General features: G+C 51.2%; 28 protein-coding genes. 20 read left to right on the forward strand and 8 right to left on the reverse strand.

Going from position 1 to position 25,728, the window contains the following annotated elements:
* The first annotated feature begins 21 nt into the window (after positions 1-21).
* Positions 22-663: a signal peptidase I gene (gene lepB, locus CWE12_RS07060; RefSeq protein ID WP_126788999.1), complete on the forward strand. Its 642-nt coding sequence runs from the start codon at positions 22-24 to the stop codon at positions 661-663.
* Positions 664-731: 68 nt separating this feature from the next.
* On the opposite strand, the gene CWE12_RS07065 is transcribed toward lepB, so the two are convergent.
* The 3 genes from CWE12_RS07065 to CWE12_RS07075 form a co-directional block, all read right to left on the reverse strand.
* Complete coding sequence (locus CWE12_RS07065; protein WP_126789000.1) at positions 732-1,292, reverse strand: ATP-dependent Clp protease proteolytic subunit; 561 nt, start codon at positions 1,290-1,292, stop codon at positions 732-734.
* 169 nt (positions 1,293-1,461) lie between these two features.
* The gene (vapC, locus tag CWE12_RS07070; RefSeq protein WP_241984180.1) at positions 1,462-1,851 is read right to left on the reverse strand and encodes a type II toxin-antitoxin system VapC family toxin; all 390 of its coding nucleotides are present in this window, start codon (positions 1,849-1,851) and stop codon (positions 1,462-1,464) included.
* A gap of 5 nt (positions 1,852-1,856) precedes the next feature.
* Positions 1,857-2,051, reverse strand: coding sequence for a type II toxin-antitoxin system VapB family antitoxin (locus tag CWE12_RS07075; protein WP_126789002.1), 195 nt, complete (start codon positions 2,049-2,051; stop codon positions 1,857-1,859).
* An 86-nt stretch (positions 2,052-2,137) separates the two neighbouring features.
* On the opposite strand from CWE12_RS07075, the gene CWE12_RS07080 reads away from it, so the two are divergent.
* From CWE12_RS07080 to CWE12_RS07170, 18 genes are all read left to right on the forward strand, one after another.
* The gene (locus CWE12_RS07080) at positions 2,138-2,446 is read left to right on the forward strand and encodes a hypothetical protein (protein ID WP_126789003.1); all 309 of its coding nucleotides are present in this window, start codon (positions 2,138-2,140) and stop codon (positions 2,444-2,446) included.
* A gap of 43 nt (positions 2,447-2,489) precedes the next feature.
* Positions 2,490-3,113, forward strand: a complete 624-nt coding sequence (locus CWE12_RS07085; RefSeq protein WP_126789004.1) for an FMN-binding negative transcriptional regulator — start codon at positions 2,490-2,492, stop codon at positions 3,111-3,113.
* Between the two features lie 155 nt (positions 3,114-3,268).
* Complete coding sequence (locus CWE12_RS07090) at positions 3,269-4,156, forward strand: metallophosphoesterase family protein (protein ID WP_126789005.1); 888 nt, start codon at positions 3,269-3,271, stop codon at positions 4,154-4,156.
* Positions 4,157-4,335: 179 nt separating this feature from the next.
* Positions 4,336-5,439 (forward strand): hypothetical protein, encoded by a 1,104-nt coding sequence (locus CWE12_RS07095; protein ID WP_126789006.1) that lies wholly within the window; start codon positions 4,336-4,338, stop codon positions 5,437-5,439.
* Positions 5,440-5,480: 41 nt separating this feature from the next.
* Positions 5,481-5,897 (forward strand): hypothetical protein, encoded by a 417-nt coding sequence (locus CWE12_RS07100; RefSeq protein ID WP_126789007.1) that lies wholly within the window; start codon positions 5,481-5,483, stop codon positions 5,895-5,897.
* A 267-nt stretch (positions 5,898-6,164) separates the two neighbouring features.
* Positions 6,165-6,500, forward strand: coding sequence for a hypothetical protein (locus CWE12_RS07105; RefSeq protein WP_126789008.1), 336 nt, complete (start codon positions 6,165-6,167; stop codon positions 6,498-6,500).
* Entirely contained in the window at positions 6,497-6,931 is a 435-nt protein-coding gene (locus tag CWE12_RS07110; RefSeq protein ID WP_126789009.1) for a hypothetical protein, read from the forward strand. Before CWE12_RS07105 ends, CWE12_RS07110 begins: the two co-directional genes overlap by 4 nt.
* A 71-nt stretch (positions 6,932-7,002) precedes the next feature.
* Positions 7,003-7,362, forward strand: coding sequence for a hypothetical protein (locus CWE12_RS07115; protein WP_126789010.1), 360 nt, complete (start codon positions 7,003-7,005; stop codon positions 7,360-7,362).
* 269 nt (positions 7,363-7,631) lie between these two features.
* Positions 7,632-8,558, forward strand: coding sequence for an ABC transporter ATP-binding protein (locus tag CWE12_RS07120; RefSeq protein ID WP_126789011.1), 927 nt, complete (start codon positions 7,632-7,634; stop codon positions 8,556-8,558).
* A complete protein-coding gene (locus CWE12_RS07125; RefSeq protein ID WP_126789012.1) occupies positions 8,555-9,316 on the forward strand; it encodes an ABC transporter permease in 762 nt (253 codons plus the stop codon). The genes CWE12_RS07120 and CWE12_RS07125 overlap by 4 nt, the downstream gene beginning before the upstream one ends.
* 23 nt (positions 9,317-9,339) lie before the next feature.
* Positions 9,340-10,152 carry an alpha/beta fold hydrolase gene (locus CWE12_RS07130; RefSeq protein ID WP_126789013.1) on the forward strand — a complete coding sequence of 271 codons (813 nt, stop codon included), beginning with the start codon at positions 9,340-9,342 and terminating at the stop codon, positions 10,150-10,152.
* A gap of 41 nt (positions 10,153-10,193) precedes the next feature.
* Positions 10,194-11,396, forward strand: a complete 1,203-nt coding sequence (locus tag CWE12_RS07135) for a winged helix-turn-helix domain-containing protein (RefSeq protein ID WP_126789014.1) — start codon at positions 10,194-10,196, stop codon at positions 11,394-11,396.
* Positions 11,397-11,462: 66 nt separating this feature from the next.
* Positions 11,463-12,020 (forward strand): DUF305 domain-containing protein, encoded by a 558-nt coding sequence (locus tag CWE12_RS07140; RefSeq protein WP_126789015.1) that lies wholly within the window; start codon positions 11,463-11,465, stop codon positions 12,018-12,020.
* 334 nt (positions 12,021-12,354) lie between these two features.
* Positions 12,355-12,897, forward strand: a complete 543-nt coding sequence (locus CWE12_RS07150; protein ID WP_157981941.1) for a glutathione S-transferase family protein — start codon at positions 12,355-12,357, stop codon at positions 12,895-12,897.
* Between the two features lie 42 nt (positions 12,898-12,939).
* Positions 12,940-13,902: a calcium/sodium antiporter gene (locus CWE12_RS07155; protein WP_126789017.1), complete on the forward strand. Its 963-nt coding sequence runs from the start codon at positions 12,940-12,942 to the stop codon at positions 13,900-13,902.
* A gap of 17 nt (positions 13,903-13,919) precedes the next feature.
* A complete protein-coding gene (locus CWE12_RS07160) occupies positions 13,920-14,840 on the forward strand; it encodes a DMT family transporter (RefSeq protein ID WP_126789018.1) in 921 nt (306 codons plus the stop codon).
* An 89-nt stretch (positions 14,841-14,929) separates the two neighbouring features.
* The gene (locus CWE12_RS07165) at positions 14,930-15,310 is read left to right on the forward strand and encodes a hypothetical protein (protein ID WP_126789019.1); all 381 of its coding nucleotides are present in this window, start codon (positions 14,930-14,932) and stop codon (positions 15,308-15,310) included.
* A gap of 108 nt (positions 15,311-15,418) precedes the next feature.
* Entirely contained in the window at positions 15,419-15,973 is a 555-nt protein-coding gene (locus CWE12_RS07170) for a dihydrofolate reductase family protein (RefSeq protein WP_126789020.1), read from the forward strand.
* A gap of 105 nt (positions 15,974-16,078) precedes the next feature.
* Here CWE12_RS07170 and CWE12_RS07175 read toward each other — a convergent pair whose 3' ends face one another.
* Positions 16,079-17,311: a glycerophosphodiester phosphodiesterase family protein gene (locus CWE12_RS07175; protein ID WP_126789021.1), complete on the reverse strand. Its 1,233-nt coding sequence runs from the start codon at positions 17,309-17,311 to the stop codon at positions 16,079-16,081.
* Positions 17,312-17,534: 223 nt separating this feature from the next.
* Here CWE12_RS07175 and CWE12_RS07180 point away from each other — a divergent pair, with 223 nt between their 5' ends.
* Positions 17,535-19,889, forward strand: a complete 2,355-nt coding sequence (locus CWE12_RS07180) for a TonB-dependent receptor (protein WP_126789022.1) — start codon at positions 17,535-17,537, stop codon at positions 19,887-19,889.
* A 68-nt stretch (positions 19,890-19,957) separates the two neighbouring features.
* Here CWE12_RS07180 and CWE12_RS07185 read toward each other — a convergent pair whose 3' ends face one another.
* The 4 genes from CWE12_RS07185 to CWE12_RS07200 form a co-directional block, all read right to left on the reverse strand.
* Positions 19,958-21,649 (reverse strand): alkaline phosphatase D family protein, encoded by a 1,692-nt coding sequence (locus tag CWE12_RS07185; RefSeq protein ID WP_126789023.1) that lies wholly within the window; start codon positions 21,647-21,649, stop codon positions 19,958-19,960.
* Between the two features lie 130 nt (positions 21,650-21,779).
* Entirely contained in the window at positions 21,780-23,957 is a 2,178-nt protein-coding gene (locus CWE12_RS07190) for a TonB-dependent siderophore receptor (protein ID WP_126789024.1), read from the reverse strand.
* Positions 23,958-24,027: 70 nt separating this feature from the next.
* Positions 24,028-24,498 carry a hypothetical protein gene (locus CWE12_RS07195; RefSeq protein WP_126789025.1) on the reverse strand — a complete coding sequence of 157 codons (471 nt, stop codon included), beginning with the start codon at positions 24,496-24,498 and terminating at the stop codon, positions 24,028-24,030.
* Positions 24,498-25,655, reverse strand: a complete 1,158-nt coding sequence (locus tag CWE12_RS07200; protein WP_126789026.1) for a PepSY-associated TM helix domain-containing protein — start codon at positions 25,653-25,655, stop codon at positions 24,498-24,500. The genes CWE12_RS07195 and CWE12_RS07200 overlap by 1 nt, the downstream gene beginning before the upstream one ends.
* Positions 25,656-25,728 lie beyond the last annotated feature (73 nt).

A 25,728-nucleotide genomic window follows, 5' to 3' on the forward strand; every position in this document is an offset into this window, starting at 1 on the left:
CCATTCTTAGGAGCGATACGAATGAATAAAGTAAAAAGCGTCGTTAAAGGATACAAATCATTTTTACTCGTTATTTTCCTGATGCTGTTTTTCCGAACCGCTTATGCAGATTGGTCGCATGTTCCCACCAGTTCTATGGAGCCGACGATTCTTCCCGGCGATGTCATCTGGATTGATAAGACCAGCTTTGGTCCATCGCTCCCTTATTTTAATAAGCGGCTTTTCACATGGAGCCAGCCTGAGCGGGGCGACATTATTACCTTCATTCCGCCGCATGAAGATGTGCTCTATGTGAAAAGGGTCATGGGTGTACCCGGCGATAGTCTCTACATAGAAGACAATACCATCTATATAAATAATCGGCGCCTGGAGCAGTCCGTGACCCATTCAACGGATGATATTATTCTCGGCACCGAGACTCTTTTTGAAGCCGAGCATGCTTTTAAAGTAATTAGAGGCAGAAGCTTTCCGAACTCAGGAAGACGCGTTGTTGTTCCTGACGGGAAGTTGTTCGTGATGGGCGATTACAGGAACAATAGTGTGGATTCACGCGCTTGGGGATTCGTTGATGAAAATCGTGTGATGGGTAAAGTGTCTTCAGTTGCTGTTTCATTTTCAGATGAAAGAGAGCGACTTGCAAGACTCGCCATCCCTATTCAGTAAGCTTCTAGCTGCGGCGTGAAAATGCCTGGTCTCGTATATTGCTACCATCGTTGGGAATATAGATCGGCTCAAATCACGTTATGGACCAGCCCAAGTTTGACCGCCTCGCGGCAATTGATATACCAGTTTTCGTGAGCCCGCTCGCAAACTGTGTCGAAATCCACCTTTGAGTCTTTGATTATCGCCTGAAAGCCCTGTTGCTCAATAATAACGGAATGTTCGATTTCGTGAAGTGTGGCCTTGAGCACTGCAACGCAGCTACGCAAAGGGCCGTCGAGGGGGATGGTTTTGTGCATCTGGCGGTCGTGGATCATCAGCCATGTCTCCTCGGTCAGGAAACGACAATCGACCGGGAAGGCTGCCATGAACGTGGCGCCAGCCGAATAAACCGCGACCTTACCGAGGAATATTATCTCGCGCCCATCCTGCTCCCTTAGTAAACGAACATCGTCACCCATCAGCCGCGCTACCTCGGGATCACCACCGAGCGTGGTGATGGAAATAACGATAGGCCCCGCGGGGCAGGTTTCCAGCTGCTGACGGAAGCGGTCATACATGGACTGATCGACAGAACCCGACAGACGTATATGCGGATTAGCAAGCAAGGCTAGGCAGTCAGAATCGGGCATCAGGGAACTCCGGGTGTTTAAAAAATAATCAGTTGTTTCCTGAGTATAGGAAAGAGACACCATGTATTCCACAGCCGTTGCACTTCATTGGAGCACCACAGTATGAAATCGATGCGCACATTCGTTATGACGTTATTTGTCCTGCTGGTTGGTTGTCTGTATGGCTTCCCTAAATGCTAGTAGCATTAAGAAGTCCGAGATGTTTTACAAATGGCAGAAAGTCTTTATCTGAGAACAGTAAAGGAAGGTTATGTTCGATGCAAAATGACGCAATAATAACGTCGGCGGTTTTTCGAATTGTAATGCCTTTTTTGCGTAACTTTCGGAAATTCTCTGCACTTTTTATTGCCATGCTTTGCCCAAGCATTTCAAACACGGTTAGCTCTTCGAGCATGCGTTTGGCAATCTTATAATCTCTGTCGTGCCGAAACCCCTGGAGGACCTCAACCAGGATCAAATCGCCAATAGCGACGGCGCGACTACCCAGAGTACGGTCAAGAAAATCGGCCTCGGCTGAGTCATTACCGCTGAAGTAATCAATCCAGACGCTGGAATCCACAAGTATCAAGAGGCGCGTCTCATATCGTCGAGATCGCCTGACCATTCCAGCTTGCCTCTGTACTGCTTTATTTCTTCTTGTTTTTTCATTTTGATCAATGCTTTGAGGCCAAGCTCTACGGCTTCTTTCTTTGTTTTGACTCCTGTAGCCTTAAGCGCGTCATTCATTAATTTGTCATCTATTTCTATATTGGTTCGCATGGCGGCCACCTTTAGTTATGTGTATATTCTAAATATATACACACATTCCATTCGCGTCAATCAGTGCGCTTTTGAACTGGAACAATATGAAAACGCTTAAAACCCACACCGTTGCACTTTACGCTGGCATTATCGCACTAGTCGTCGGTTTAGCAGCTTTTACTCTCAGCTGGAATTTGTGGGATACATGGGGCGGGCCGATGCCGGGCGTTCAGATATTGTTGTTTCCCGGTAATTTGACGCTCGTGTGGGTCTGGCATCCATTGTTTACCGAAGAAATTAACTTCTGGCCTAAGCTAGCGATGCTGATGCTTGGGCAGTTTTCTGTGGTGGCATCCGTCGTTGCGCTGTTGACCGGTATCCTGAGGAAAATAAAGGCTGATGAAAAACACTAATCCGAGTGCGGTCGCTAATTAAATTAAAGAAGGTTTATAGAAGATGTACGTCCCCAGACATTTTGCGGAAGACGATAAAGCAAGGCTTCACCAGTATATCCGTGACTATGGATTCGGGGTGCTGATTGTTGCGGATGAGAATGGAATAGAAGCCAACCATGTTCCGTTTTATCTCAGTGGTAACGACGCCTCTTTGGGTACGCTGCAATGCCATGTTGCGCGGAATAATCCGGTATGGAATCGGTTGCTCGATGGCGGCCGGGTTCTGGTGGTGTTTCAGGGGCCTGATGCGTATATCTCTCCCTCGTGGTATCCAACCAAGGCCGAGACGGGCAGAGTGGTACCGACCTGGAATTACCTGGCTGTGCATGCCGAAGGCAAGGCAACGGTGATTGAGGACCCTGTCTGGCTGCAACAGCACCTCCATAACCTCACCGATCAACACGAATCAAAAATGAGTGACCCCTGGTCAGTCACTGACGCACCATCGGATTACACCCAACGTTTGATGCAGGTTATTGTTGGTATTGAGATAAAGATTGAAGCGTTAACCGGTAAACTGAAAGCGAGTCAAAACCTGCCGGAACGAAACCGCGCGGGGGTAAAGGCGGGGCTTGAAGAGACTGAAGCCGGGAACACCCATACTATGGCCAAATTTATCCGTTAACTACCACCGAAGGACTCATCAAGAATCACGTATCCTGCATCGCAGCTGCGCCGACCGATATCAGACTGTCATCTATCTGACATACTCTTTCGCTAGCATTCGCCCTGCTATTTACTCAGGCTTATTTAAAAAAACTAACAATAGGGCTCGGCCATATGTCTTTGATTCGAATTCTTACTGCTATTTCCCTTATCGGGACCATTACTTTAACAAGTGGCTGTACTGACAGCGCTGAGGCTGATACCGCTGATAATAACGTGGTACTGAGTTTCGCGGTGTTGGGGGATGCCGAACCCAAGCCGGAGGCGGAGTTCCCTGGTGTGTCAGCTGCAGTTGATGAAGTTAATCGGTTAAATGAGCAGCGTAATTTTGATTTTGTTGCTGGCGTGGGTGACATTGCTCATAAAGGCACGACCATTCAATATGAGAATGTGACGCCGATCCTGCAACGCCTGACACTTCCGTTTTACCCGATTATGGGTAACGAAGAGCACGGTGAGAGTGTAGAGCGTTACATGCGTTACGCTAACCTGTGGAATGAGGGCAAGGTTACGATTGAACAGCCAAGTTACGTACTTGAGCATGACTCCGTCGCTTTGGTATTCGCCTCGCCTGACTTCGGCCGCGATTTTGGTGACGAAGGTATTGCCTGGATGCATGAGCAGATTACCAACCTGGCGCCGAAGCCTGTTCTTCTTATTGTTCATGGTGCGCAAACGGGCGTCTACCCAGAGAATGCGGATAAAGGCATTACCCATGAAGGATTTGCAGATATCGTTGCGCAGCCGAACTTAGCTGCTGTGATTTCGGGTGATCTGCATATGGACATGGAGCGGGTTGAGCATTCAAAACGCATCGACCATGTACACTACCTGCATATTCCGGCGCTGGAGCGGACTAAAATACCTGACGAAACGCGACATACGCCGATGTATCGGGTGTTCAGCATTTTCGATAATGACGAAGTTCTGGTAGAGACTTTCCAGGTTGACGTGGAAGGGCCGTTGGAGCGACACGAGTACCGCTTCGAGCTTCCTCGCTAGCGACAAGTTTAAAAGCCTGCTGACCAAGTTGTTGGCAGGCTTTGTTTATCTCACTTTCCTCTCTTCCCTTTTCCCACTCTTTAAATCCCACTGCATACATTCCCCCGAAATCTTGCCCCGGCTCAAATATCCTGGTTATATTTACGGTTGATTAATAATCATACAATCGGAGATTTGCCATGAATATCAAATATCGTCTTTGGCCTTTGGGGCTGGCGTTTCTTAGCTCGGTGACGTTTGCAGAATGTGGCCCTGAACCGGAGGGGTTTGAGTCGTGGCCGGATGACGAGGCGGTGCCGGTGGAATCGATTCCGCGAAAGCACTGGTTCAGATCGGCGCAAGGGTGGGTAATAGCGCCAAGTCAGTGTCAGGCGGTGGAGGCGGCGAGGGAACGAGAAGCGGCTTTTGAAGCCTTTACTCACTACTTTGCACGGACGCCTTTGGACGGTGCCATCGTCGATGTTCAACATGCACCAGCGCTCGCCTCGATTCGTGCAGCCGGTTTTGCATGGGCTTTACCCTGGCGGTTTGCTGACGACACTGCTAGTGAAAATTCGACCGACCCTCGTACACAGGCGATTCGCGAGCAGATCGAGGCCCAGTTATCCGGCGCTGGGAGAACACCAGGTCCAGAGCAAGTTGAAAGGCTGCTTGAGAGGGCGCTGGCGCAACATCCTCCAGCTGCGACATCAACAGCCACCACACTTGAGCCCACGGCGTTACGGCATGAAGTAGCGCACAAGTTATTTATAGAAGGCGTTTGGCCATCGACCCGGCCAGGCGGAACACAGTATGGCGGCGATGCGCCTGACTGGCTTGACGAGGCGGCTGCAATTACGGCTGAATCTGATGAAATGACGGCAGGGCGACGTACGGAATTTCGGCAGCTGGCACGAGAAGAGAAACTGGTGCCGCTGGGTTCTTACCTGTCGATGACTCACCCGGTATTCAACAATAGTGACCTGCGTGAGTTGATGCGAGAAGCGCGGGAAAGAGCGACTGAGGAAGGCGCGGCAGTACTGTCGGCGTCGGTGAGTGCAGAGCAAATTGCCGAAGGACGAATCTTTTACGCGCAAACCCGTGGCTGGCTCGACTATTTGCTGCAACAGACTGGTAACCCTCAAATTCTTGGAAACATGGCCGATACCATGAGGAACGGTCAGTCATTCGATGAATGGCTGGCTCAAGCTGGCTTGGACGCCGGACTTCCTGGCTCGATGGAAGCACTGGAGGCTGAATTTGAGGCCTGGGCATTAATGCCCGACTCCCTGCCAACTAACTAAAAACCAATAGATAGCCATTGTGCACCGCGAAAGGGAAGAGTATGAGTTATGACTTGATGGTGTTTGAGCCGACAGCTGCACCGAAAGAGAGAAAAGAGTTCATGGCATGGTATGCCCACCAAACAAAATGGACAGAAGACCATGGCTATCAGAATCCCACCGTATCTTCACCAGGACTGCAGGCGTGGCTTCAGGAAATGATAGAGCATTTTCCGGCGATGAATGGCCCGCTGGCAAACGAGGATTCGGATGACTCCAGAGTAACGGACTATAGCATAGGGCAGAATGTCATTTATTCTGCCTTTTCATGGTCTGTAGTTGAAGAGGCTTACCCTAAAGTGCGGGAATTGGCGATAAAACATTCTGTAGGTTTTTTCGATGTCAGTGCAGATAACGGAGAAATAGTATTCCCTGGTGATGGAACTAAAAAAAAGAAGCCTTGGTGGAAATTCTGGTGATTTCTATATAAATCAGCGTTTGTTAGCAGTGTTTCAAAGGTATCGGAGAGGATTTTGAAACTAAATAAAATATCGATAGTTCTATGTTTCATGTTGCAAATAACGCTCTTAACATCCTGCGCTACAACGGATGGATCAGGTGACAGAACCGAAGCAAGATTACATGCTGCCGCAGAATACGCTGCAGGACTCCACGCTTTCGTAATTAGAGCTGCCGGTACCTGCAAAAATCTTCTTGGACGAGATGACACGTTTGAGGATGGTATTGTGGATAACTGGAAACTCAATAATGGCGAATACTCATATGCTGGCACTCGTTGGATAGCGATGAGCGTGTTCTTGACGGCGCATCAAACTGCAGGAGAACTCGGCAGCGAACAGGAGCAGGCCATAAGACAAACAATGCTGACGGAAAAATCTGAAACTTTAAGTGCAATCGGGACCGAAATGATCGATGAAGTATTATCCGGAAGTCGCGCAGAACAGCTAAAGATATGTAATGGATTTCCTGATGAAATTAGGGCGGGGCAGTACGATATAACCCCGGAATCAGAGCATTATCAAGTGCTAACATTGATGGTCGAGAGACTTGGAAAACAATGAAATATTCAATCGAAGAGATGCAGCATGCGTATGCTGAACTCAATAAGAAAGAGCGTCCACTTGCCGCTTTTTTTGGCGCAATAGGCGGCGCGTTACCTGCGGCAGCACTCTATTTATTCTTTGGTGAAATGGGCGGTGTTCTTGCGTTTATGCTGTTATTGCCTGCGGTGGTGATTGGCCTGTTTGCCAGATATACAGGCTTTCCCTACCGACTGAAAGTACGCTTGCCAATAGGCCTTCTAGCAATGATTCTTCATATCGCGGGTTGCTGGCTACTCCAGTTAAATCCTCTTATATACCTATTGGCGCCTGTATGCGCTGGAATTGCTATTTCAATGTCGAAAGTGAAGCTGAGCAAGCTGCAGGATCTTGCCATTGATCGAGCCAAAATGGGTCGGCTAGGCGTTGAAAAAGAAGCCGAGCCAACGTAAATAGCGTGCGGCCTGTGGTTTGTTCGCGGCTATATACAAAAGAGCAGTTTATTAAAAAAAGAGGAAGAAAAATGATAAAAAAAGCAATTATGGTCCTTAGCGCAGCGGTGATCCTGTCTGGTTGTTCAAGTACAGGGGTTTCGTGGAAAACGTTTAAGAACGATGATGTCGATGCTGGCTATTGCTCCGCAACATTTGTTGAACCAGCCGATGTAAACGCGTGTGAAGTGGAGTATGTAGCGCTCCAACGCGCCAAAACAGAGTGTGAAAAGGACGTAAATCCAGATTATTGCGTATTAATGGCTGAGAATGGCTGGGACAACTTTAAAGATATGGTGCTTACTGTAGAGCCAACTAAAGAGCATGCGGAAAGTTATCCTGTTATGTGCCGTTCCGAGGACGACTCGCTTAAATCGTGCTCTGAGCTGTAACATAATCCCCCGGGTATTAATGCTCTTCGAACTGAGTAATTTAGTATCATTAATACCCTGGGTTTTCTCTTTTGCCTATACAACTACCTGATGCCCGTCACTTATTGGCTACTGCGTGGGCTAAATAGTAAATCCACCCACCGAAAATTTCTTGACCTAAACCTAACTTCAACTATTAGCATTGCCAGCGTTACGAATTAATCGGTAGCTTTGGTTGATTTACGCGGAGCTGTATCGATTAGTTGCTGGATACCATTCTGGAGAACTCAATGAAGACAATTCTTGAAGTTAAAAACTTAAGCAAGCGCTATCCGTCCGGGCTGCAGGCTCTGAACGATGTCAGTCTGAGCATCGAGCGAGGCGAAATTCTTGCGCTGCTAGGGCCAAATGGTGCGGGAAAGACCACGCTGATTAGTATCATTTGTGGGCTGGTTAACCCCGGCAGTGGGTCGGTGTCCGTGGATGGTTATGACGTGGTGCGTGACTATCGTAAAACCCGCAGCAAAATCGGGCTGGTGCCGCAGGAGCTTTCTATCAATATGTTTGACACGGTGTGGAATACCCTGCGTTTTAGCCGCGGGGTATTTGGTAAACCGGCCAACGATGACTACCTGGAAGAGGTGCTGCGTTCGCTGACGTTATGGGACAAACGGGATGAGCAGCTGCAGTCACTCTCGGGTGGTATGAAGCGGCGGGTTCTGATTGCCAAAGCACTGGCCCATGAGCCTGAAATTCTATTTCTGGATGAGCCAACGGCGGGTGTGGACGTGGAATTACGCCGCGATATGTGGCGCCTTATCGAAAAGCTGCGCCGTCAGGGCGTCACCATTATTCTCACTACGCATTATATCGAAGAGGCGGAAGAGATAGCTGACCGCATTAGTATCATTCGTGGTGGGGAGATCGTGCTGACCGAGAACAAAGACCAGCTGATGAAACAGCTCGGCAAGAAGCAGCTTATTCTGCACTTGCAGACACCTGTGACGTCGTTACCCCCTGAGTTTGACGACTTTGAGATTGATTATGACGCTGCTGCGCAACGGCTGACCTATACCTACGACAGCAATAGCCAGCAAAACCGGGTGACTGAGGTGCTGGGGGCGCTGAATCGGGCGGATATTATGCTGAGTGATGTGCGTACAGAACAGACATCACTCGAACAAATTTTTGTAAACCTGGTGGAGGCACGCGCATGAACTGGTATGCGATAAAAGCGATTTACTTATCCGAGCTGGCGCGCACCTGGCGCACACCGATGCAGAGCATTGCTTCGCCAGTGTTGTCTACCTCGTTGTACTTTATTGTATTCGGCTCAGCAATCGGCTCGGCGATGGCCAGCATTGATGGCATCAGTTACGGCGCGTTTATTGTGCCGGGGCTTATTATGCTGATGGTCCTGACCGAGAGTACGTCGAATTCTTCCTTCGGTATTTACATGCCGAAGTGGTCCGGTGCTATTTATGAAATCCTCTCGGCACCGGTGTCGGCGTTTGAGATTGTCGTCGGGTACGTCGGGGCGGCCGCCACTAAGTCGTTAATTCTCGGGGTTATTATTCTGCTAACCGCACGGGTATTTGTCGATTACTCGATTATGCACCCGTTTTGGATGGTTTTATTTCTGTTGCTGACTGCTGTTACCTTCAGCCTGCTTGGTTTCATTATAGGGGTTATGGCGGATGGTTTTGAACGACTGCAGGCTATCCCACTGATGGTGGTCACGCCGCTGGCGTTTCTCGGCGGTACCTTCTACTCGATTAGCATGCTGCCTGAATTCTGGCAGAAGGTGACCTTGTTTAATCCGGTGGTGTACCTGGTAAGTGGTTTTCGCTGGAGCTTTTATGGGGTGGCAGACGTCAGCATTGTCTGGAGCCTGATTATGATATGTTCATTCTTAGCGCTTTTCCTTGTGATAATCTGGTGGGTGTTCCGCACTGGGTACAAGGTTAAGGTCTGAATTCATAGACATAAGGAAATTTTTTGTTGAAAGCGCTTAGTGTTTTGTTGATCGGCTTAGTTAACTTTCAAGTCGCGGCTTCGTCCATGCTTGAGCTTGATGGAGGGTCGATAGAATATGAAGTTAAAGAGGGCGGCGACAGGGTTGTGCTCTTCGATGCTGGTGCTTTATCCGGAATGGCGGGATGGGACTCAATATGGGAACGCCTGCCCGCCGATATTACTGCGATCAGGTTTTCCCGCTTAGGCGAAGGTAATTCAGAACCTTGCAGTGGGCAACGTAGCGCGGCAGATTACGTCGATGAAGTCGATCAACTGCTTAACGCTTTGCATGTTGAGCGGCCAATTGTGTATGTCGGGCATTCGCTTGGCGGCACCACCGCTCGCAATTTCGCCGCGACTCATCAGGGAGACGTCGCCGCCATGCTGATGGTTGATCCGGAAAACCCTCGTGACGTTGATATTGTTTATCAGCTAAACCCGGAAGAGGGGCGCGCGGAAATTGAGATGGTCAAACAAAACGATTACGCCGCAGGCGAAGGTAGATGGTGCTTCCTGGATATGATGTGGGACAAGTCACCTGCCGCTGGCCTTGCCGAGATTGGTGATATACCGGTGACCTTAATTGCCGGGGTGAAAGTGGCTGAAGACCCTTCTACTGCATTTGAAAGTGAAGAGGGGCGTCGGCTTTGGGGCCAGATACAAAGCGAGTGGGTAAACCAGTTCCCCCGGAGCGAGGCGGTGGTTACCAGCCAAAGCGGACACTTCGTGCAGGACGACGAGCCGGAGCTTGTGGTTAGCGAACTGGTTAAGCTGCTAAACAATGTACGACCTTAACCCTTGCAACACGACACTGCATCACCATGCCGGGGCCTGATATGTCGACTAGCAACGACCTGACTCGGCTGCGTCGCATTGCTTTGGCTGCACAGGGGTTGTTGCAGGCTAAGCCGTATGGGCGCGGGGTATCAGGCGCGCGCAAGGCAATTAAGCATATTGGCTATGTGCAGATTGACACCATTTCTGTGGTGGAACGGGCGCACCATCATGTTTTGTATTCCCGGGTGCCCGGGTTTACGCCATCGATGACCAATCAGATGCTGCGCGCAGGTGATATTTTCGAATATTGGTCCCACGCGGCCGCGTTTCTGCCGATCGAGGATTTTCGTTTTTCGCTACCTTACAAACACGCGATTAAAAGCGGTCAGACCCACTGGAATCGAAACCCGGATCACAAGCTGATGTCTGAGCTGTTGGCAAGGATTACATCCGACGGCCCGTTGCGTTCGCGTGATCTTGAAAACAATGCCACCAAACGAGCAGGCTGGTGGGACTGGAAGCCAGCCAAAAAAGCACTTGAGCAGCTCTATATGCAGGGTGACCTGATGGTCAGTGACCGTGAAGGTTTTCAGAAAACTTATGACCTGACCGAGCGGGTGTTGCCAGCGCACGTTAATACCCAGATGCCGACTACAGAAGAATTGGCAGCTCATATGTTAGAGCAGCAACTGCGCTGTCATGGCTTGGTGTCGCTGAAAGGGCTGACTTATTTGCGGCGTAATTCTGAGCTGCGCAAAACGATGAAAACTCTGGTCAACGAAAGGCTGGCGCAGGGTAGCTTAGACCAGGTTCAACTTGGCAACGGAGAAGTTTTCTTGCTGCAAGCCGGAGGCCTGGAAAGGCCGTTGCCGCGGCTGAATACCCGCCTACAGATTTTGTCGCCATTCGACAACAGTGTGATCCAGCGCGACCGTCTAAAATCCTTATTTCAGTACGACTACCAGATAGAATGCTATGTCCCCGCCGCTAAACGTCAGTTTGGCTACTTCTGCCTGCCCCTGCTTTACCGCGACCAGTTTGTTGGCCGTATGGATTGCAAAGCCTACCGAAAAATAAGCCACCTGGAAATAAAGTCACTGCACTTTGAGCCTCATAACTTTGACCATGATGTTGTTATTGCAGCCTTTGCCGACGCCGTGACGGAGTTCTGCCGCTTCCAGAACTGTGACTCGATATCGCTGACCCAGGCTTACCCAGAGCATCTGACCCAGAGTTTGCGCGCCGCCCTGTCGCATTTTTGACCAGTGGACCTATACTCCTTTCTGACATCTTAACCAGTTTCGGTGTGCAATGAAGGAGGAACCGCTATGGCTAATCAGGAGCATATGGAAGGGATGAGCTGGGGTCGATTCGCAGCGATGATTGTGACCTCAACGTTGGTTATGTTTTTTCTGATGTACCAGTTCGTTTACTCATTTGACCATGCTGTCTTTAGCATGAATCGGCTAATCGCTTCGTTGGTGATGGGCTGTGTGATGACCATTGTGATGCTGTCGTTTATGTGGTCAATGTATAAGGGGCAGGGAACCAAGATCGCCATTGTGGTTTTAGCCGCGGTGTTAGGCCTGTTTTTATTATTTTCGAATAGAAGCCAGTTGGTAATCGGCGACGTGAACTTTATGAAATCTATGATCCCGCACCATTCTATCGCGATCAATAATGCCCGCAAGGCGAGCATTAACGACCCCCGGGTTCGCGAGTTGGCGGACGAGATTATTGCTGCACAGGTTCGCGAAATCGCGCTTATGAAACGGTTGCTGGATGATATTGACCGAAACGGCGAGCGCGGCGATGTGGCGCTACCCCCGCGCTCCACCGCCCTCACTCCAGAAATGGAGCGTGAGATTGAGCAGGCCCTCCAATGAAACGAGTCATAGTAGTTATTCTTGCATCCATTGCATGTAGCGGCTCGTTGGCTGCACAGGAGCCAACTGAAACAGCGCTTGGTTCACCCGATATTCCAGCATTCGTAGAAACACATGTAAATCGTCGAATTAACCCAGCCATAGACGACTAAGGATGGCTCGGCGATTCTGGCCGCAGCCTTACTTACAGTCGTAATAAAACGGCGGTTGGGAGAACAATGATGATTACAGTGTACGGATTTGGCAAGGTAGCGCCGCAGGTGATTGGTATCACACGTGACCTGCGTGTGCTATGGGCACTTGAGGAATGTGAATTAGAATACCAGGTCGAGGGTTGGATGATTTTGCAGATGAGTTGCATGGTCCTGATTTTCTCGCGCTCAACCCATTCGGAAAAGTCCCTGCTATCGATGACGATGGTTTAATTCTTTTCGAATCAGGGGCTATAGTCAGTTATCTGGCAGAAAAGTCAGGAAAGCTTATGCCGGAGCCTGCAGCAGAGCGGGCAAAAGCCCTGCAATGGGCTTTTGCGGCGCTGGATACTGTGGAGGGGCCGTTAACGGAGATTGCGTCCATTGACTTGTTCGATGCTGACGCCGAGTGGGCTAAGCTTCGTCGGCCGGCGCTGGTCGAGTTAGCGCATAAACGCCTTGAGATTTTAAGTGACACGCTTAGCAAGACACGCTATTTACTGGGAAACGTTTTCACGTACCCGGATATTCTGATGGCGTTGGCTGTGCGTCAGATTCAGCATACAACTATTTTAGAAACCTATCCGAAGGTGACGGCATATTTAGCTCGCTGTTATGAGCGAGCAAGCTGGCAGACATGTTTTGAGGCATACTCGCGTCGCATACAAGGGGCTGGCGCGATGTAACGAAAGGAGAATACGCATGGAGTATTTTAAGGGAACTAACGAGTGTTGAATTTATTGTTGGTGGCACTAGGCGTTTTACTCCTAACCACCGGGGGTGAAGCGCTAATCAGAGGGGCACTGGCGGCTGCACAGCGGCTGGGAGTGTCGCCCCTGCTAAGTGGCCTGCTTATCGTTGGTTTTGGTACTTCAGCTCCGGAATTGGTGGTTTCCATTGATGCGGCATTAAGCGAACGTCCGGATATCGCTGTGGGTAATGTGGTTGGTAGTAATATCGGGAATATTTTGCTGATTTTGGGGCTGTGTGCGCTGATAACACCGCTTGCTGTGCGGCCACTTGTATTGCGGCGTGATGCAATTACCGTGGTGGCCGCAAGTATCCTCTTTCTGATACTCGTCGGCGGAAGTGCGCTGGCCAGATGGGATGCTGCGATTCTTTTAATTGTGCTGTTGGCTTATCTCACCTGGGCGTACCGGACTGAACAGCTTGGCACGGCACCGTCTGCAGAACTACATCGGGCGGAAGGAGAGGAAGTCGCCTCCTTGCCGCGAACCGTATTATGGATGATCACCGCAATAGTGCTGGGTCTAGTGCTTTTAATCGCGGGCTCTCAGGTACTGCTACGAGGGGCGGTCGGTATTGCCGAATCATTCGGCGTGTCCGAAGCGGTCATCGGACTGACACTGGTTGCGGTGGGAACCTCGTTGCCGGAGCTTTCGATTTCAGTTATCGCTGCGTTTCGCCGCCATGCGGACGTTGCTATTGGTAATATTCTGGGTAGCAATATCTTTAACCTGCTTGGGATCCTTGGTATTTCGGCGTTGTTGCAACCGCTACCGGTTCACCAACGAATTCTGCAGTTTGATCAGTGGGTGATGCTGGGCACTTCACTGGTTCTGTTACTGTTTCTTTATACGGGGCATCGTCTCAGCCGACTGGAGGGTGGCCTGCTTCTGTTAGGCTACGCGGCCTATGTGGGGCTTAGCTTTACTGTCTTTGGTGGGTAAGGAAAAGGGTTTGCAATATGCATTGGCAGATCAGAATCCCCTTACGAGCAGTTTCAAGCATCAGAAACACGAACTGGAGTCTGGCCTTTGTAGCGCTTGCGGCGCTTTGCTGGGGACTTTCTGGTGGTATCGCGGGGATACTCACCGGCGAGGGGTGGGATCCTGTTGTGGTCTCGTTCTACCGCGGCGGAACCGGACTCCTCTTTGTTCTCATTTGGCTGGCGCTCAAGCCACACCATAGTGGGCTGGCCAACCCCCGGTTATGGTTCTGGTCAGTGCTTGCAGGTGTGGGGGTAACGGGTAACTTCACGTTTTATTTTATCAGCATCGCCGAGGGCAGTGTCGCTGTGGCGGCAACCCTGATGTACTGCGCCCCCGTTTTTGTTTATATCGTGTCTTTTTTATTCAGGCTTGAAAAACCTACGGTGCCGAAGTGTATTGCCATGGTGTTGGTGATGGCTGGTGTTGTATTGCTTACCGGTATTTATGACCTGGAAAACACCGACGTTACCCTGATTGCCGCAGGCGCAGGACTGCTTTCCGGAATGTCCTATGCACTCTTCATTTTTGGTTTCAAATACGCAGCTCCGCATGGCAGCCCTCAGGCGATTCTGCTAATAGCCTTCGCAATTCTTGCAGTCTTATTAATTGGTCTGAGCGGCACCACGGAAACGCTGGAGGTATTGTCAGCACCGCGTTTGCCGCTGTTCCTGGCGCTGGGACTCTTAGGGGGCGGGATATCATTTATCTTGTATATCAGGGGCCTGAATTACACGGCGCCGGCGTTGGCGGCTATTGTAGCGATGATTGAGCCGGTTACTGCGTCGTTATTTGGTGTCGTCTTTCTGGCGCAAAGCCTGGCAGCTCCGCAGCTGCTTGGTATGGCGCTGATTCTGTTAACAGTAACCGCGCTGGGGGTCTATTCCAGCAAAGCCTGAGGTTTGATATCCACGCTTGTCCGTCCGTATTAACTCTTGTAAAGTCAGTAAGATAATAACGCTATCAGCGACACCACGAGGGATACATTATGTTTTCAAACCTAACCAATTTCCTTTATGAGCGATCTGCTAAGCAGGCCTTTGGTTTTTACCTGGCGTACGTCATTTTAGGTGTTCTTATTGGAGCCTTAGCCGGGGGAATCGCAGGTACCATTGTCGGCAGCGAGAATGCCTTTGAGGTGGGTGCCAGAACAGGCACTATCGTGGCTATAATTTATACACTGGTGCTGGGTTTGTTAATTGCTAAAAGCAAAGGGTTATTGAACTCGTTTCCCACCTTGGTGCTAATTGCCCTGGCGGGGGTAATTTGTTTCTTTATTGGTGCGCTTGGCGGTTTGATTCCGATTGCCTACCTGTCAACCAGACCCTCTGCTCTGGACCAGTCAATTCAGAACGTCCAGCTTGACTGACAGGATTACCCGGGATTGAGTAGCAGGTTGCAAGCCGGGGGTTGTCGAAACGCGTCGTCCTGATCCGACTAGCATGCAGGCTAAACAGATCTGGACAGGAGTTTGCAATTGGCACATGTCGTCCATTCAATCAATGTGACAGCAGGTGGGTCGTGTCATCATCAGGATAGCAGCATCGATGACGCACACCTCGACTACGCGACTCAACTTACGCGTTCCGCCGCTGCGATGCTGCTGGGCAGGCATACCTTTGAATTGTTTATGCAGTTCTGGCCGCAAACGGCTAGCCAAACCGATCTGCCCGCGGGGACGCTGGCGTTGGCGACAGCGTTTCATCATATCCCTAAGCTGGTAGTCTCCGGTACATCGGTTGCCGTGACCTGGAACAATACGACACAGATTAAGCCTGGTCTTGAGAGCATTCGCCAAACGCTGGCGGGAATACAGGGTCGGGTGGTTATTTTCGGTAGCCCCAGCCTTGCCGACAGCTTGTTAAACGAAGGGCTGGTGAATGAACTTCATATTGTCGCCCAACCCTATATAGGGGTAGCTGATCCGCGAGCATTTACGGCGATAAAACAACGAATTGGTCTTAGCCTGTTGGGCGTTGATTGGTTTGAGTCTGGTTCGGTACTTTTACGATATAAAGTGAATGAAATATAGCCGCAATGGAGTGTAAAACTGTATGACAGGGGTTTTTGTGGTTGACGAGGTACTCGAGGAACGAAAACGACCCGCTTTGCTCAACCAGCAGCGGCACAGCAGCTTTTACTCTGCTGTGCAATGCGCGAAGTAGGTGGTGGTCGCAGGCCAGTCGGAAAAGACGCCTTCGACGCCGACATCGTGCTTCAGTACGTCCAGTAATTGCAGCACCATCGATGGGTCCTCTGTGATCTCGCTAATAGTTTGGTAGTACCAGCCCCCACCGTCATACAGCGTCCCTGAACGTTCAACGGTCCATGCAATTAACTTCAGCCCGGCGGCTTTGGCGTGCTGGGCATACAGCGACGGAACAATGTTCCCGTTCTCGCTCGTCACCAGCATCCATAGCGGTGGGCCCAGATACCGCACGCCCTTGTCATACAACTCCTGCATTGAGATCTGCCAACTCTGCGGTTGCTGGGGGTCAAAGTCGGGCAGGGTTTGGCGGCCATCGAGCCAAATTGCCTGCTCGGCAAACTGCGGCCAGTTGGCTAACCAGTGCTCAATGTCCTCGAGGTGAAATGACTGCAGGAATACACGCTGAGGTTCTATATCTGCGTCGATATAGGCTTCGACGACTGCATCGGCGAAATCTGCACGACTGAAATCATTAAAGGGCATTGCTACTTCAGCAGCTTTCAGCTCGGGTGTCATGGCACGACCATATTCGTCTATCAGCGCTATGCTGGCCGCGTGGGACATTGGTTTTTCACACTGGCCATGGAGCTGGGTACGCCATGCCGGACCGCCGCGAAGATAGTCTTGCGCTGTGCTGGCGGTCTCGTCAAAGCCTTCCATAACAGCACATAAGGATTCAATTTCAGCCAGCGTGAATTCGGACGTGCAGCACTGAGCTTGCGCGGGCTCGCCTGTTTGTGGATCGAATGGGGTGAAAGGGACCCGGCAACGGCTAGCCAGCTCTGGACGCGCCAGAATATCGGTGGTGTGGTGGAGATCGCACTGTGAGTGGCGGCACACCAGTTTTTTATCACGGGTAAAGGTCACGTCGCATTCGACCACACCGGCACCCTGACGAATCGCTGCCAGATACGCGGCTTCGCTATGTTCGGGATAGAACAGTGACGCACCACGATGGGCAATAGAAAACGGTTGCGGTGCAATAGTGTTGAGGTCGCACGACTGCAGTTTTGACTTTAAAGGACCCTCAGGCAGGCGGTCAGTTAAATACAACGGACGTTCTCCGACCTGAATGTTGATGCTATCTGACTCACTCACAGCCATGGCTGGTAACGATAAACAAATCAGTAGCAGTAAGCGCAGCGGGTGAGTGGTTAACATCAGAAAGATCCTCAGGGTCGGTGGCAGCACAGGACTAAAATCAGGCTAGCCTATGTTCTTTTAACTTTGATGACATTTATTCGGTGTTTACTACATTTTCGTGAATGTTGCGTAACTTTAGATTCATTTTTCTATCATAAAACTGCCGCTAATTAGCCCTAAATTAGGTCCGTATTACTCACATAGCTCTCTCATAACTCTCACAAAATATGGACTTATAATAATGATAGTTAAATCACTACCCTTTACCTATACCACGCTCAGCGCGTGCATTGCGGCACTGCTTTATGCGCCAGCGACCCAGGCTCAAACCGAGCCCGAAGCGACGGAAGAAATAGAGCGCATTATGGTAACAACCCAGCGCAGGACTCAGGCGATACAGGATGTACCCGCAACTATCAGTGCCTACTCGGGGGAGTTGCTGGAGGAACTTGGGATTGTCGAACTGGATGTGTTGTCTGATATTACACCGGGCTTGGTGATTCAGGAGCAAAGTCCGAATAACCCGGGATTTGTCATCCGCGGCATCACCTCAGACAGCGGCAGTGCGCAGGCTGCACCGCGGGTTTCTATTTTTTATAACGGGGTCGATATTTCCCGGTCACGCGGGTCTTACTTTGAGCTGTTCGATATTGAACGGGTTGAAGTGGTTCGTGGGCCGCAGTCTACACTGTTCGGCACGGCCGCTGCAGTGGGTGCGCTGGCCGTTTCAACCAATAAGCCACAGCAAGAATTTGCCGCCAGCCTGCGTGCCTCCGCTGGCAGTTACAACGCTCGCTCGACGGAAGGTTTCGTAACGGGGGGCAACTCGAAGCTGCAGGGCCGGCTGGCGTTGAGTTATCGTGAGCGTGACGGCTATATTGACAATATTGCTGGTAGCGAAGCCTCGCAGGACCCCAATGGTATTCGCCAGGATGATATGAACGGTATTCAGCGTCTCGGGGTGCGGCCATCGTTGCGTTGGTTACCGACTGACTACGTGACTGTGGATTTGGTATACACCTATGAGCGAAACGAAGATACGGGAACCTCGTTTAAGAACGGGCTATTCGCTCCAACCGGCGGTGACACCAGCCCGTATTCGTTCGTCGAAATGTCAGGTAGTCCGCTATCGGCTGAGGTTCTTGGGCGGGAAAAGCTGGGCCTGGATCGAACCCTGGATGACCTTAACCTGACAGTGAACTGGGAGCTGAATGACAGCTTAACCTTTACCTCGATCAGTGGCTTGCGCTCTTTCGATTCGCTGGAGGTGTTCGATGCGGATGGTACCCAGGCCTGGTTCCTTGAATTTGCAGAAGACGCTGAGGGCGACCAGTTCAGTCAGGAGTTTCGTTTTACCCAAATGGGTGACCGCAGCACCATGTTATTTGGGGTAAATTACTTCAGCGAAGATGGTTCACAGCGCGTGCCGTTTAGCACAGAAGAATCAATTTTCCTCAACTGCATGGGGATGCTCGGTTCAGGTTTACCGTGCGTCAATGAAGATGGCTCAGTCAACCTGCTGACGCCGCTTTTAACCGGGGGTGCTGCCGAGGTACTGCCGTATCAGGCTGAATACACGAACTTTGGCGACAACAGTAGCTACTCTGCGTTCTTTGATATCGCCTACGATGTATCCGAGACGCTGGAGCTGACTGCTGGCCTGCGTTACGTCGATGAATCTAAAGAAAGTAGCTACAGCTCCGCGCTACCGGCCTCGGTTCTGGCTGGCATACCCTTACTGCCAATCGCGAGCACCGATGGTGAGCGTTTTACTGCCAGTGCGTCCTACGATGACTGGTTACCGCGCTTTAACGCCTTGTACCGGGTTAACCCGCAACTGAACCTGTATGCCACGATCGGTAAAGGCCGACGTGCCGAGGTGCTGAGTGTCAGTTCTGCTCAGTCGGAGCAGGGCACGGTGGTGCCGGATGTGACTGAAGTAGCGGCGGAAATTATCTGGAACTATGAAGCTGGGGTGAAAGGGTTTCTATTTGACCGGGCGATGAACTATACCGCGTCTGTGTTTTATCAGGATTACTCAGATTTTCAGGTCACTTTGCAGGATGATGCCGGAAATTTCTACACTGATAACGCTGGCGCGGCGCGCAATGTTGGCTTTGAAGCCGATCTGCGTTATCGCCTGAGTGACCACACTCAGGTGTTTAGTAATATGGCTTACATCGATGCGCGCATTGACCGTAACAGTAATAACGGTGATCTGGCGGGCAACCGGTTCCGCATGCAGCCGGAATGGACATTCAGTTCAGGCCTGTTCCATCAGCGGCCGTTGACCTCCACGCTCAACCTGACCAGCTCCCTGGTCTACAGTTTCCGTTCTGATATCTATTTTGACCCGGATAACGCGCCAGTGATGGGCCTGGATATCGGAGAGGGCGCTGTCCAGCTGACTAACCTGCGGATTGGTATTGAACACCCGGAACAGCGTTGGTCGGTAAAACTCTACGCCAATAACCTGTTTGATAAGTCGTATCTGGTTGATGCCGGCAACACGGGTGGTTCATTTGGCAACCCAACCTTTATTGCAGGTTCTCCGCGTATGGTAGGCATTGAGTTTCATAAGCAATTTGGCTTTTAAATACTAACATACCAGTAAAAAAGGGGTTGCCTGAGGCAACCCCTTTTTTTGTTTAGTGAGCGCTGCGCTTAGCTGCGATGGGTCAGGGCATGGCGACCAGCAACACGGTAGTCACGCTGGTGTACGCTATCGATGAAGACCCATTCTACGTCAATGGTATCGGGACGGATAGTCAGGGTCATAAAGCCGCGCTGATGAAGGTTGCAGTACTGTAAATCATCGATCAGGGTCTGCATCGCCGCAGCAGTTTGTGAGGCATTTTGCTGATCAAGCTTGAGATAATATTCCATACCGGGTGAGGAAACACTCGAGGTGGCAAACTCAACAGCAACCTGCTCACCTTGCTGGTTACGCAATACATTGTGCCAGGCGTTGTGGGTGTCGCCAGCGAGCACAACCACGGGCTTACCCGCAGCACTCCAGTCGCGATAAACCATTTCCCGCTCGACTGCATAGCCGTCCCAGGCATCGAGGTTGTAGGGCATCACCTGCGAGATGCGTCTGCGTTCTTCATCGCTCAGGCTTTCGCCTGCCAGGGCACGCTGCTTAAGCGGCACTAAATCAGCCAGTAACTGAGGCACCCGGGTGAGATCCTGGTTGGCCATCATCTCGGCGGGGAGCTGCATTCGGCTCATCAGCAATTGCTGACCGATAATTTGCCAGTGGGCCGGTGAGGTTTCAATTTGCTGGCGTAACCATTCGCGTTGTTCGTGGCCGAGCAGGGCCCGGTATTCGGCCATTCGGGTTTGAAACCCCGAGGCGTCAAAATGACCGTTTTCAGGATCCATGAAATTGCGGTATTCAAGTTGCTGGGTTCGCTTAATAATCCGCGTATCAAGCATATGCAGACTAAACAGTTGGCCAAAGTCGAAGCTGCGATATATGCGTAATGACTGCTCTCCTTCAGGCGGACGAATCGGCATCCATTCATAATAGGCCTGGATAGCCGCCGCTCGCCGGGCGAAGAAGTCACCTTCACTGGCATCGTGATTTTCGGCGCCGGCAATCCAGGTGTCATTGCTGATTTCGTGATCGTCCCATACCGCTATGCAGGGAGCGGCAGCGTGCATTAACTGCAGGTCCTGATCTTGACGGTAGAGTTGATAGCGCTTGCGATAGTCCTGCAGCGTAAAGAGTTCGCCGTTATTGTCTGCGGCCAGCGACCGACCCAGTTCCGCTGCCTGTTCTGTGGCGTAGCCACCGCTGCCGTATTCGTAAATGTAATCGCCAAGGTGCAGGGTAAAATCGATGTCGTCGTTTTTAACGGCTTCGCGGTAGGCATGAAAATACCCAGCCGGGTAATTAGAGCAGGAAAAGACAGCGAGTTTTAAATGGTCGATACCGCGCTTCGCCAGGGTACGGGTTTTACCGCTTGCCGAGTAACCGTTTTGCCCTTTGAAACGATAGAAATAGACCTGGTTCTCAGCTAATTCCTGGACGTCTATTTTTACCGTGTAGTCGCGGTGGGGGAAGGTGGTCGCTGTGCCGCTTCGGACAATATGGCGGAAGTCCTGATCGGTCGCGATGTCCCATTCAATTGTTACGCTGGGGGTTTGCGCTTTGGGTGTTGCCCGCGTCCATAGCATCACCCGGTCGCAGCCCGGATCGCCGCTGGCAATACCGCAATCAAAATCGACGTCGGTGACGGGTACATTGACGGGCGCGCTATCGGCCCTGGCTTTGGAGACCAGAATAGGTGTCGAGAGTGCTAGCGACAATGCGCCGGATAATTTTAGAAAATGACGTCTTGAAATGCTCATAACCTGCTCCTTATTGTGTTTTGGACAGGCTAGAACAGGACTATGACAGTTTTAGGCGCTTGAATGAGTGGGAGGTCGAAATGCGATGAACTGAGGTGAGCACGGGCGCGCTCACCTCAGACTTCAAGGGCTAAAAGCTATAGCGGAAGTTTGCCATCACTGTGCGTTGTTGACCGTAGAAACAGTCGCCGCGAGCCAGGCACGAACTGAGTACGGTTTTATCGGTCAGGTTATCGATGTCCAGACTAAGGCTGTAGTTAGCCCATTCGTAACCAATCATAAAATCAAACAACGTATAGCCGGGGGTTTCTAACGGGTCGTTTAGTACCGTGCCATCCTGTTCCAGATACGCACTGCCGTCCATGGTATTGCCGACATAGCGTGCGCCGGCACCGATTTTGAAGCCGTTCCAGTGCTGTGGTCGGTAGGTGGCCCAGATTGAGGCCTGCTGATCTGGTGTTGAAACCAGGGTAGCGCCTTGCTCCGTCGGGTTGTTACTTTTACTTACCACTGCATCGGTGTAGGCGTAACTTGCGTAAACATCCAATGAATCCCAGGCCAACTGCGCTTCAAGCTCGATACCTTCAATTTCAACTTCACCGGTCTGAACCTGGCCGTTGGGGTTGACCACGGTTGGGTCGGCGGCCTGTTCAGCGCTGAGTTGGGTGGTGCGGTTTTGTTCGGTGATCTGATAGAGCGATGCGGTTAGCAGGTGTTCTGTCCCTTGTGGCTGGAACTTGATCCCGGCTTCCCATTGTTGCCCTTCGCTGGGGACAAACGGGTTGCCAAATGCATTGGTGCCCAACACCGGTGAAAAGGACTCACTGTAACTTAAGTAGGGCGACACGCCCCCATCCATCAGGTACATAAAGCCAAGACGACGAGTGGTGGCGTACTGGTCGGTAGACGCTCCGGCTTCCGGATTGGTGGTGGCCCGATCGCGACGCATTGCCGCGGAAACCAGCCATTTGTCGTCAATACGCATATTATTTTGAGCATACAGACCCAGCTGATACAGGGTGCTGCCCGGATAATCGACAACATCAGCCTCGGTGGGCAGGCCTGTGGCCTCACCATAAACTGGGTTGTAGAGATCAAGCGGGTTATTGGCACCATAGGCGTAGTCATTGTCGGTGTACGCGTCCTGGAAATCCACACCAAACACTAACTCATGCTCGACCGGCCCGGTATACAGCGACCCATGCAATTGAAAATCAGTGGTCCATGCCTGGGACTCGGCAAGCGAAAGATAGGAAACCCTGGACACGGTGCGGTTGTCCTCCTGAAACACAGGTGGCCAGCCGTACATGGTGCGATAATCGGAGTTGCTATCGCTGTAGCGGCTCGCCAGACGGACACGCCAGTCGAGGTTGATACGGTGGTCGATAATCGCCGTTAACGAGTTTTGCTCGGTGTCATAAGCATCGAAGCCAGGCTCTGAGACAAAGGTTGAGCTGTCTATCGGGCCAAATTCATTCGGCAGCAGGGTACCTTGCCAGGGGAAAAACTGGGTGCTGGAGCCTGATTCATTGCGTTGAATATTACCAATCAGGGTAACCTGCGTGTCGTCGCTGGCATGCCAGGTTAGTGACGGGTTCAGCAAGAGACTGTTGTCCGGGACATAGTCCGTCTGAGTATCGCTGTCGCGGTACAAACCAACAAAACGGCCAAGTAGCGAGGCGTCATCATTAAGTGCGCCGGTAATGTCGCCAGCGACCTGAGTACGTGAATAGTTACCAGCCTGGGCCCAGAACTGGCCTTCGGTTTCAGCTTTCGGCCGTTTGCTGACCAGGTTGATAATGCCGCCGGTCGAACCTTGCCCGTACAGCACCGAACTTGGTCCTTTGAGGATTTCGATTTGACCCAGTGAGTACGGGTTCACCCGCACGTTGTTGTAGTAACCAAACAGTGACTTTAAGCCGTCCAGATACTGCACCGGCGCAACGCCCCGGATCTGCGCCCAGTCGCCGCGGGTGTCTACTCCGTAGGGTCCATTGTAGAGGCCCGCCACATAGCCGATAGCGTCCTGCACGGTGACAGCGCCTAAGTCTTCAATCCGGGCTTCAGTCAGCACTGATACCGACATGGGTGTTTCTGTGATCGGCGTGTCTGACTTGGCCCCAGTGGCACTAACGTAGGAAATTAAGCCGCGGGCGCTGACGGTAATGACTTCAATGTCGTCCTCGTCGGCCTGGCTTTGCTCTTCTGGAGCTGGTTGTTGGTTCTGGTTCTCAGTCTGGGCGTATGAGCCGGCGCTGTAGAAAGCGGCCAGAATACCAGCCGCGAGTAAGGTTTTTTGAAAATTCATCGGTCCCCTCAGCAATGTGCTGTTTTTAATTTGAGGGGATCGTAAATGATAACGATTCGTATTTAAAGCTTTATTTTAACCAATTCGCCGGAAGTTCCCAGTTCCCCTGGTACACATCGCCATCCCAGGTTTGTAAGGTGACCCAAACCCGCTGTTCTGCGCTGAAGGTTTGCGGTGCAATCGCGTGCACGTGCTGCAATAGTTCACTGCCATGCAGAATTCCAACGTCGTCCTGTTCAAGTTCCTGCAACGGAATTGCGCTGGTGCCGATATTAACGTACCCCTGACGGATATTTCTGACTTCACCTTGGTTAACGTAGGCGGAAAAGTCTTTCACCCAGTCGTCATGGTGAGCGTACGGAGGCTCGTTGTTCAGCGGCTGTATCGCGACTTTGAATGGGCCTATGGTCTTTTCATCCCACATCGGTGGAAACTCGGGTGGTTGCAGCGACTGATACAGGAAATAGATAGGCAGGACCAGAATCAGGCCGCTGAATTTAAATTTATTGCGGTTCCAGAATGTATTTTTGCGACGTGCCATTAGCGGGCTTCCTCTTGTGGTAACGGGTGGTGCAACTGATCCTGAGTCTGCGTTTGTCGTGCTTTGGACGCTTTCACGGTGCGTGAGCCCCAGAGTAAAAAGCCAGTGATGGACATGGCAGACAGGATCAGACCAAAGATGAACCAGATGGCTTTGGTCCAGATACCACCAATGGTGCCGTAGTGCAGCGGATCGACAATATGCTGGATGGTTTGCAGTGTGCCCATGCTATCCGGCGACACCGCCCGGGCGATTTCTCCGTTCCAGGGGTTAATATCGAGGCGGTATGAATACTGATCAAAGAATATGAAATCGCCGCCCCCCATAATTTTAAACATGTCGCGGTTATGTTCGGGCATCATGATAAAGCTAGGGCGAATATCGGGAAAACGTTGCTCAGCGATTTGCAGTGCCTGCGCAAAGGACACCGGCGGCTGGGCCTGTTCGCCAAGCGGAATGTCTGTAGTCTGAACCAGCGGCGCATGGCCTTCGATGTCGATATCGGCGTGCCAGAACACTTGCTGGGTAAAGTACCAGAGGCCGGTTACGCTCATTAAAATCAGAAACCAAATCGACCAGGCACCACCATGTTTATGGAGGTCCGTCAGCAATGACTTTTTGCCTTTGCTGACGCGTATTTTGGGTTGGGTGTAAGCACGCCAGAACTTCTTGTAAATGACCAGGCCAGTAATCAGGGCTCCTATCATCACAAAGGACATCGCAGACACCAGATAGTAGCCAATGCTGTAGCCGTTTTGCCACGGGAACAACAGCCAGCTATGCAGCGAACGCATGAAGTTGATAAAGGTAATGCCCTGGTTTACTTCCTGCACCACCCCTGTGTATTGGTTGACATAGGCAATGCCGACCGGGATCTCGTCGCTGGAAAACATCACTGCATTGATCAGGTAGGGTTCAAACGTCATCACCGTGGTGATATGCGCGTTTGGAAACTGGCTCTGGACGATGCCAACAAGCTCTGAAACGGGCATAGCTGCAAGCCCGTCTGGATTCACAGCGCGGGCATTTTCATTGAACAGCCAGGTTAGTTCGTGGCTGAAGACGGCGATGGTGCCAGTAATGCAGATGAAGCAAAACAGCATCCAGATGGGCAGCGAGCACCACCCGTGTAATTTGAACCATTGTCGCTGTGTCATGTTGAGTCCCCAATAAAACTTTCCGGAATGATATTGAAAACGGGAACCATTATCAAATAGAATGTGCTGAGAA

The sequence above is a fragment of the Aliidiomarina sedimenti genome, assembly GCF_003986955.1.
Classification (GTDB): domain Bacteria; phylum Pseudomonadota; class Gammaproteobacteria; order Enterobacterales; family Alteromonadaceae; genus Aliidiomarina; species Aliidiomarina sedimenti.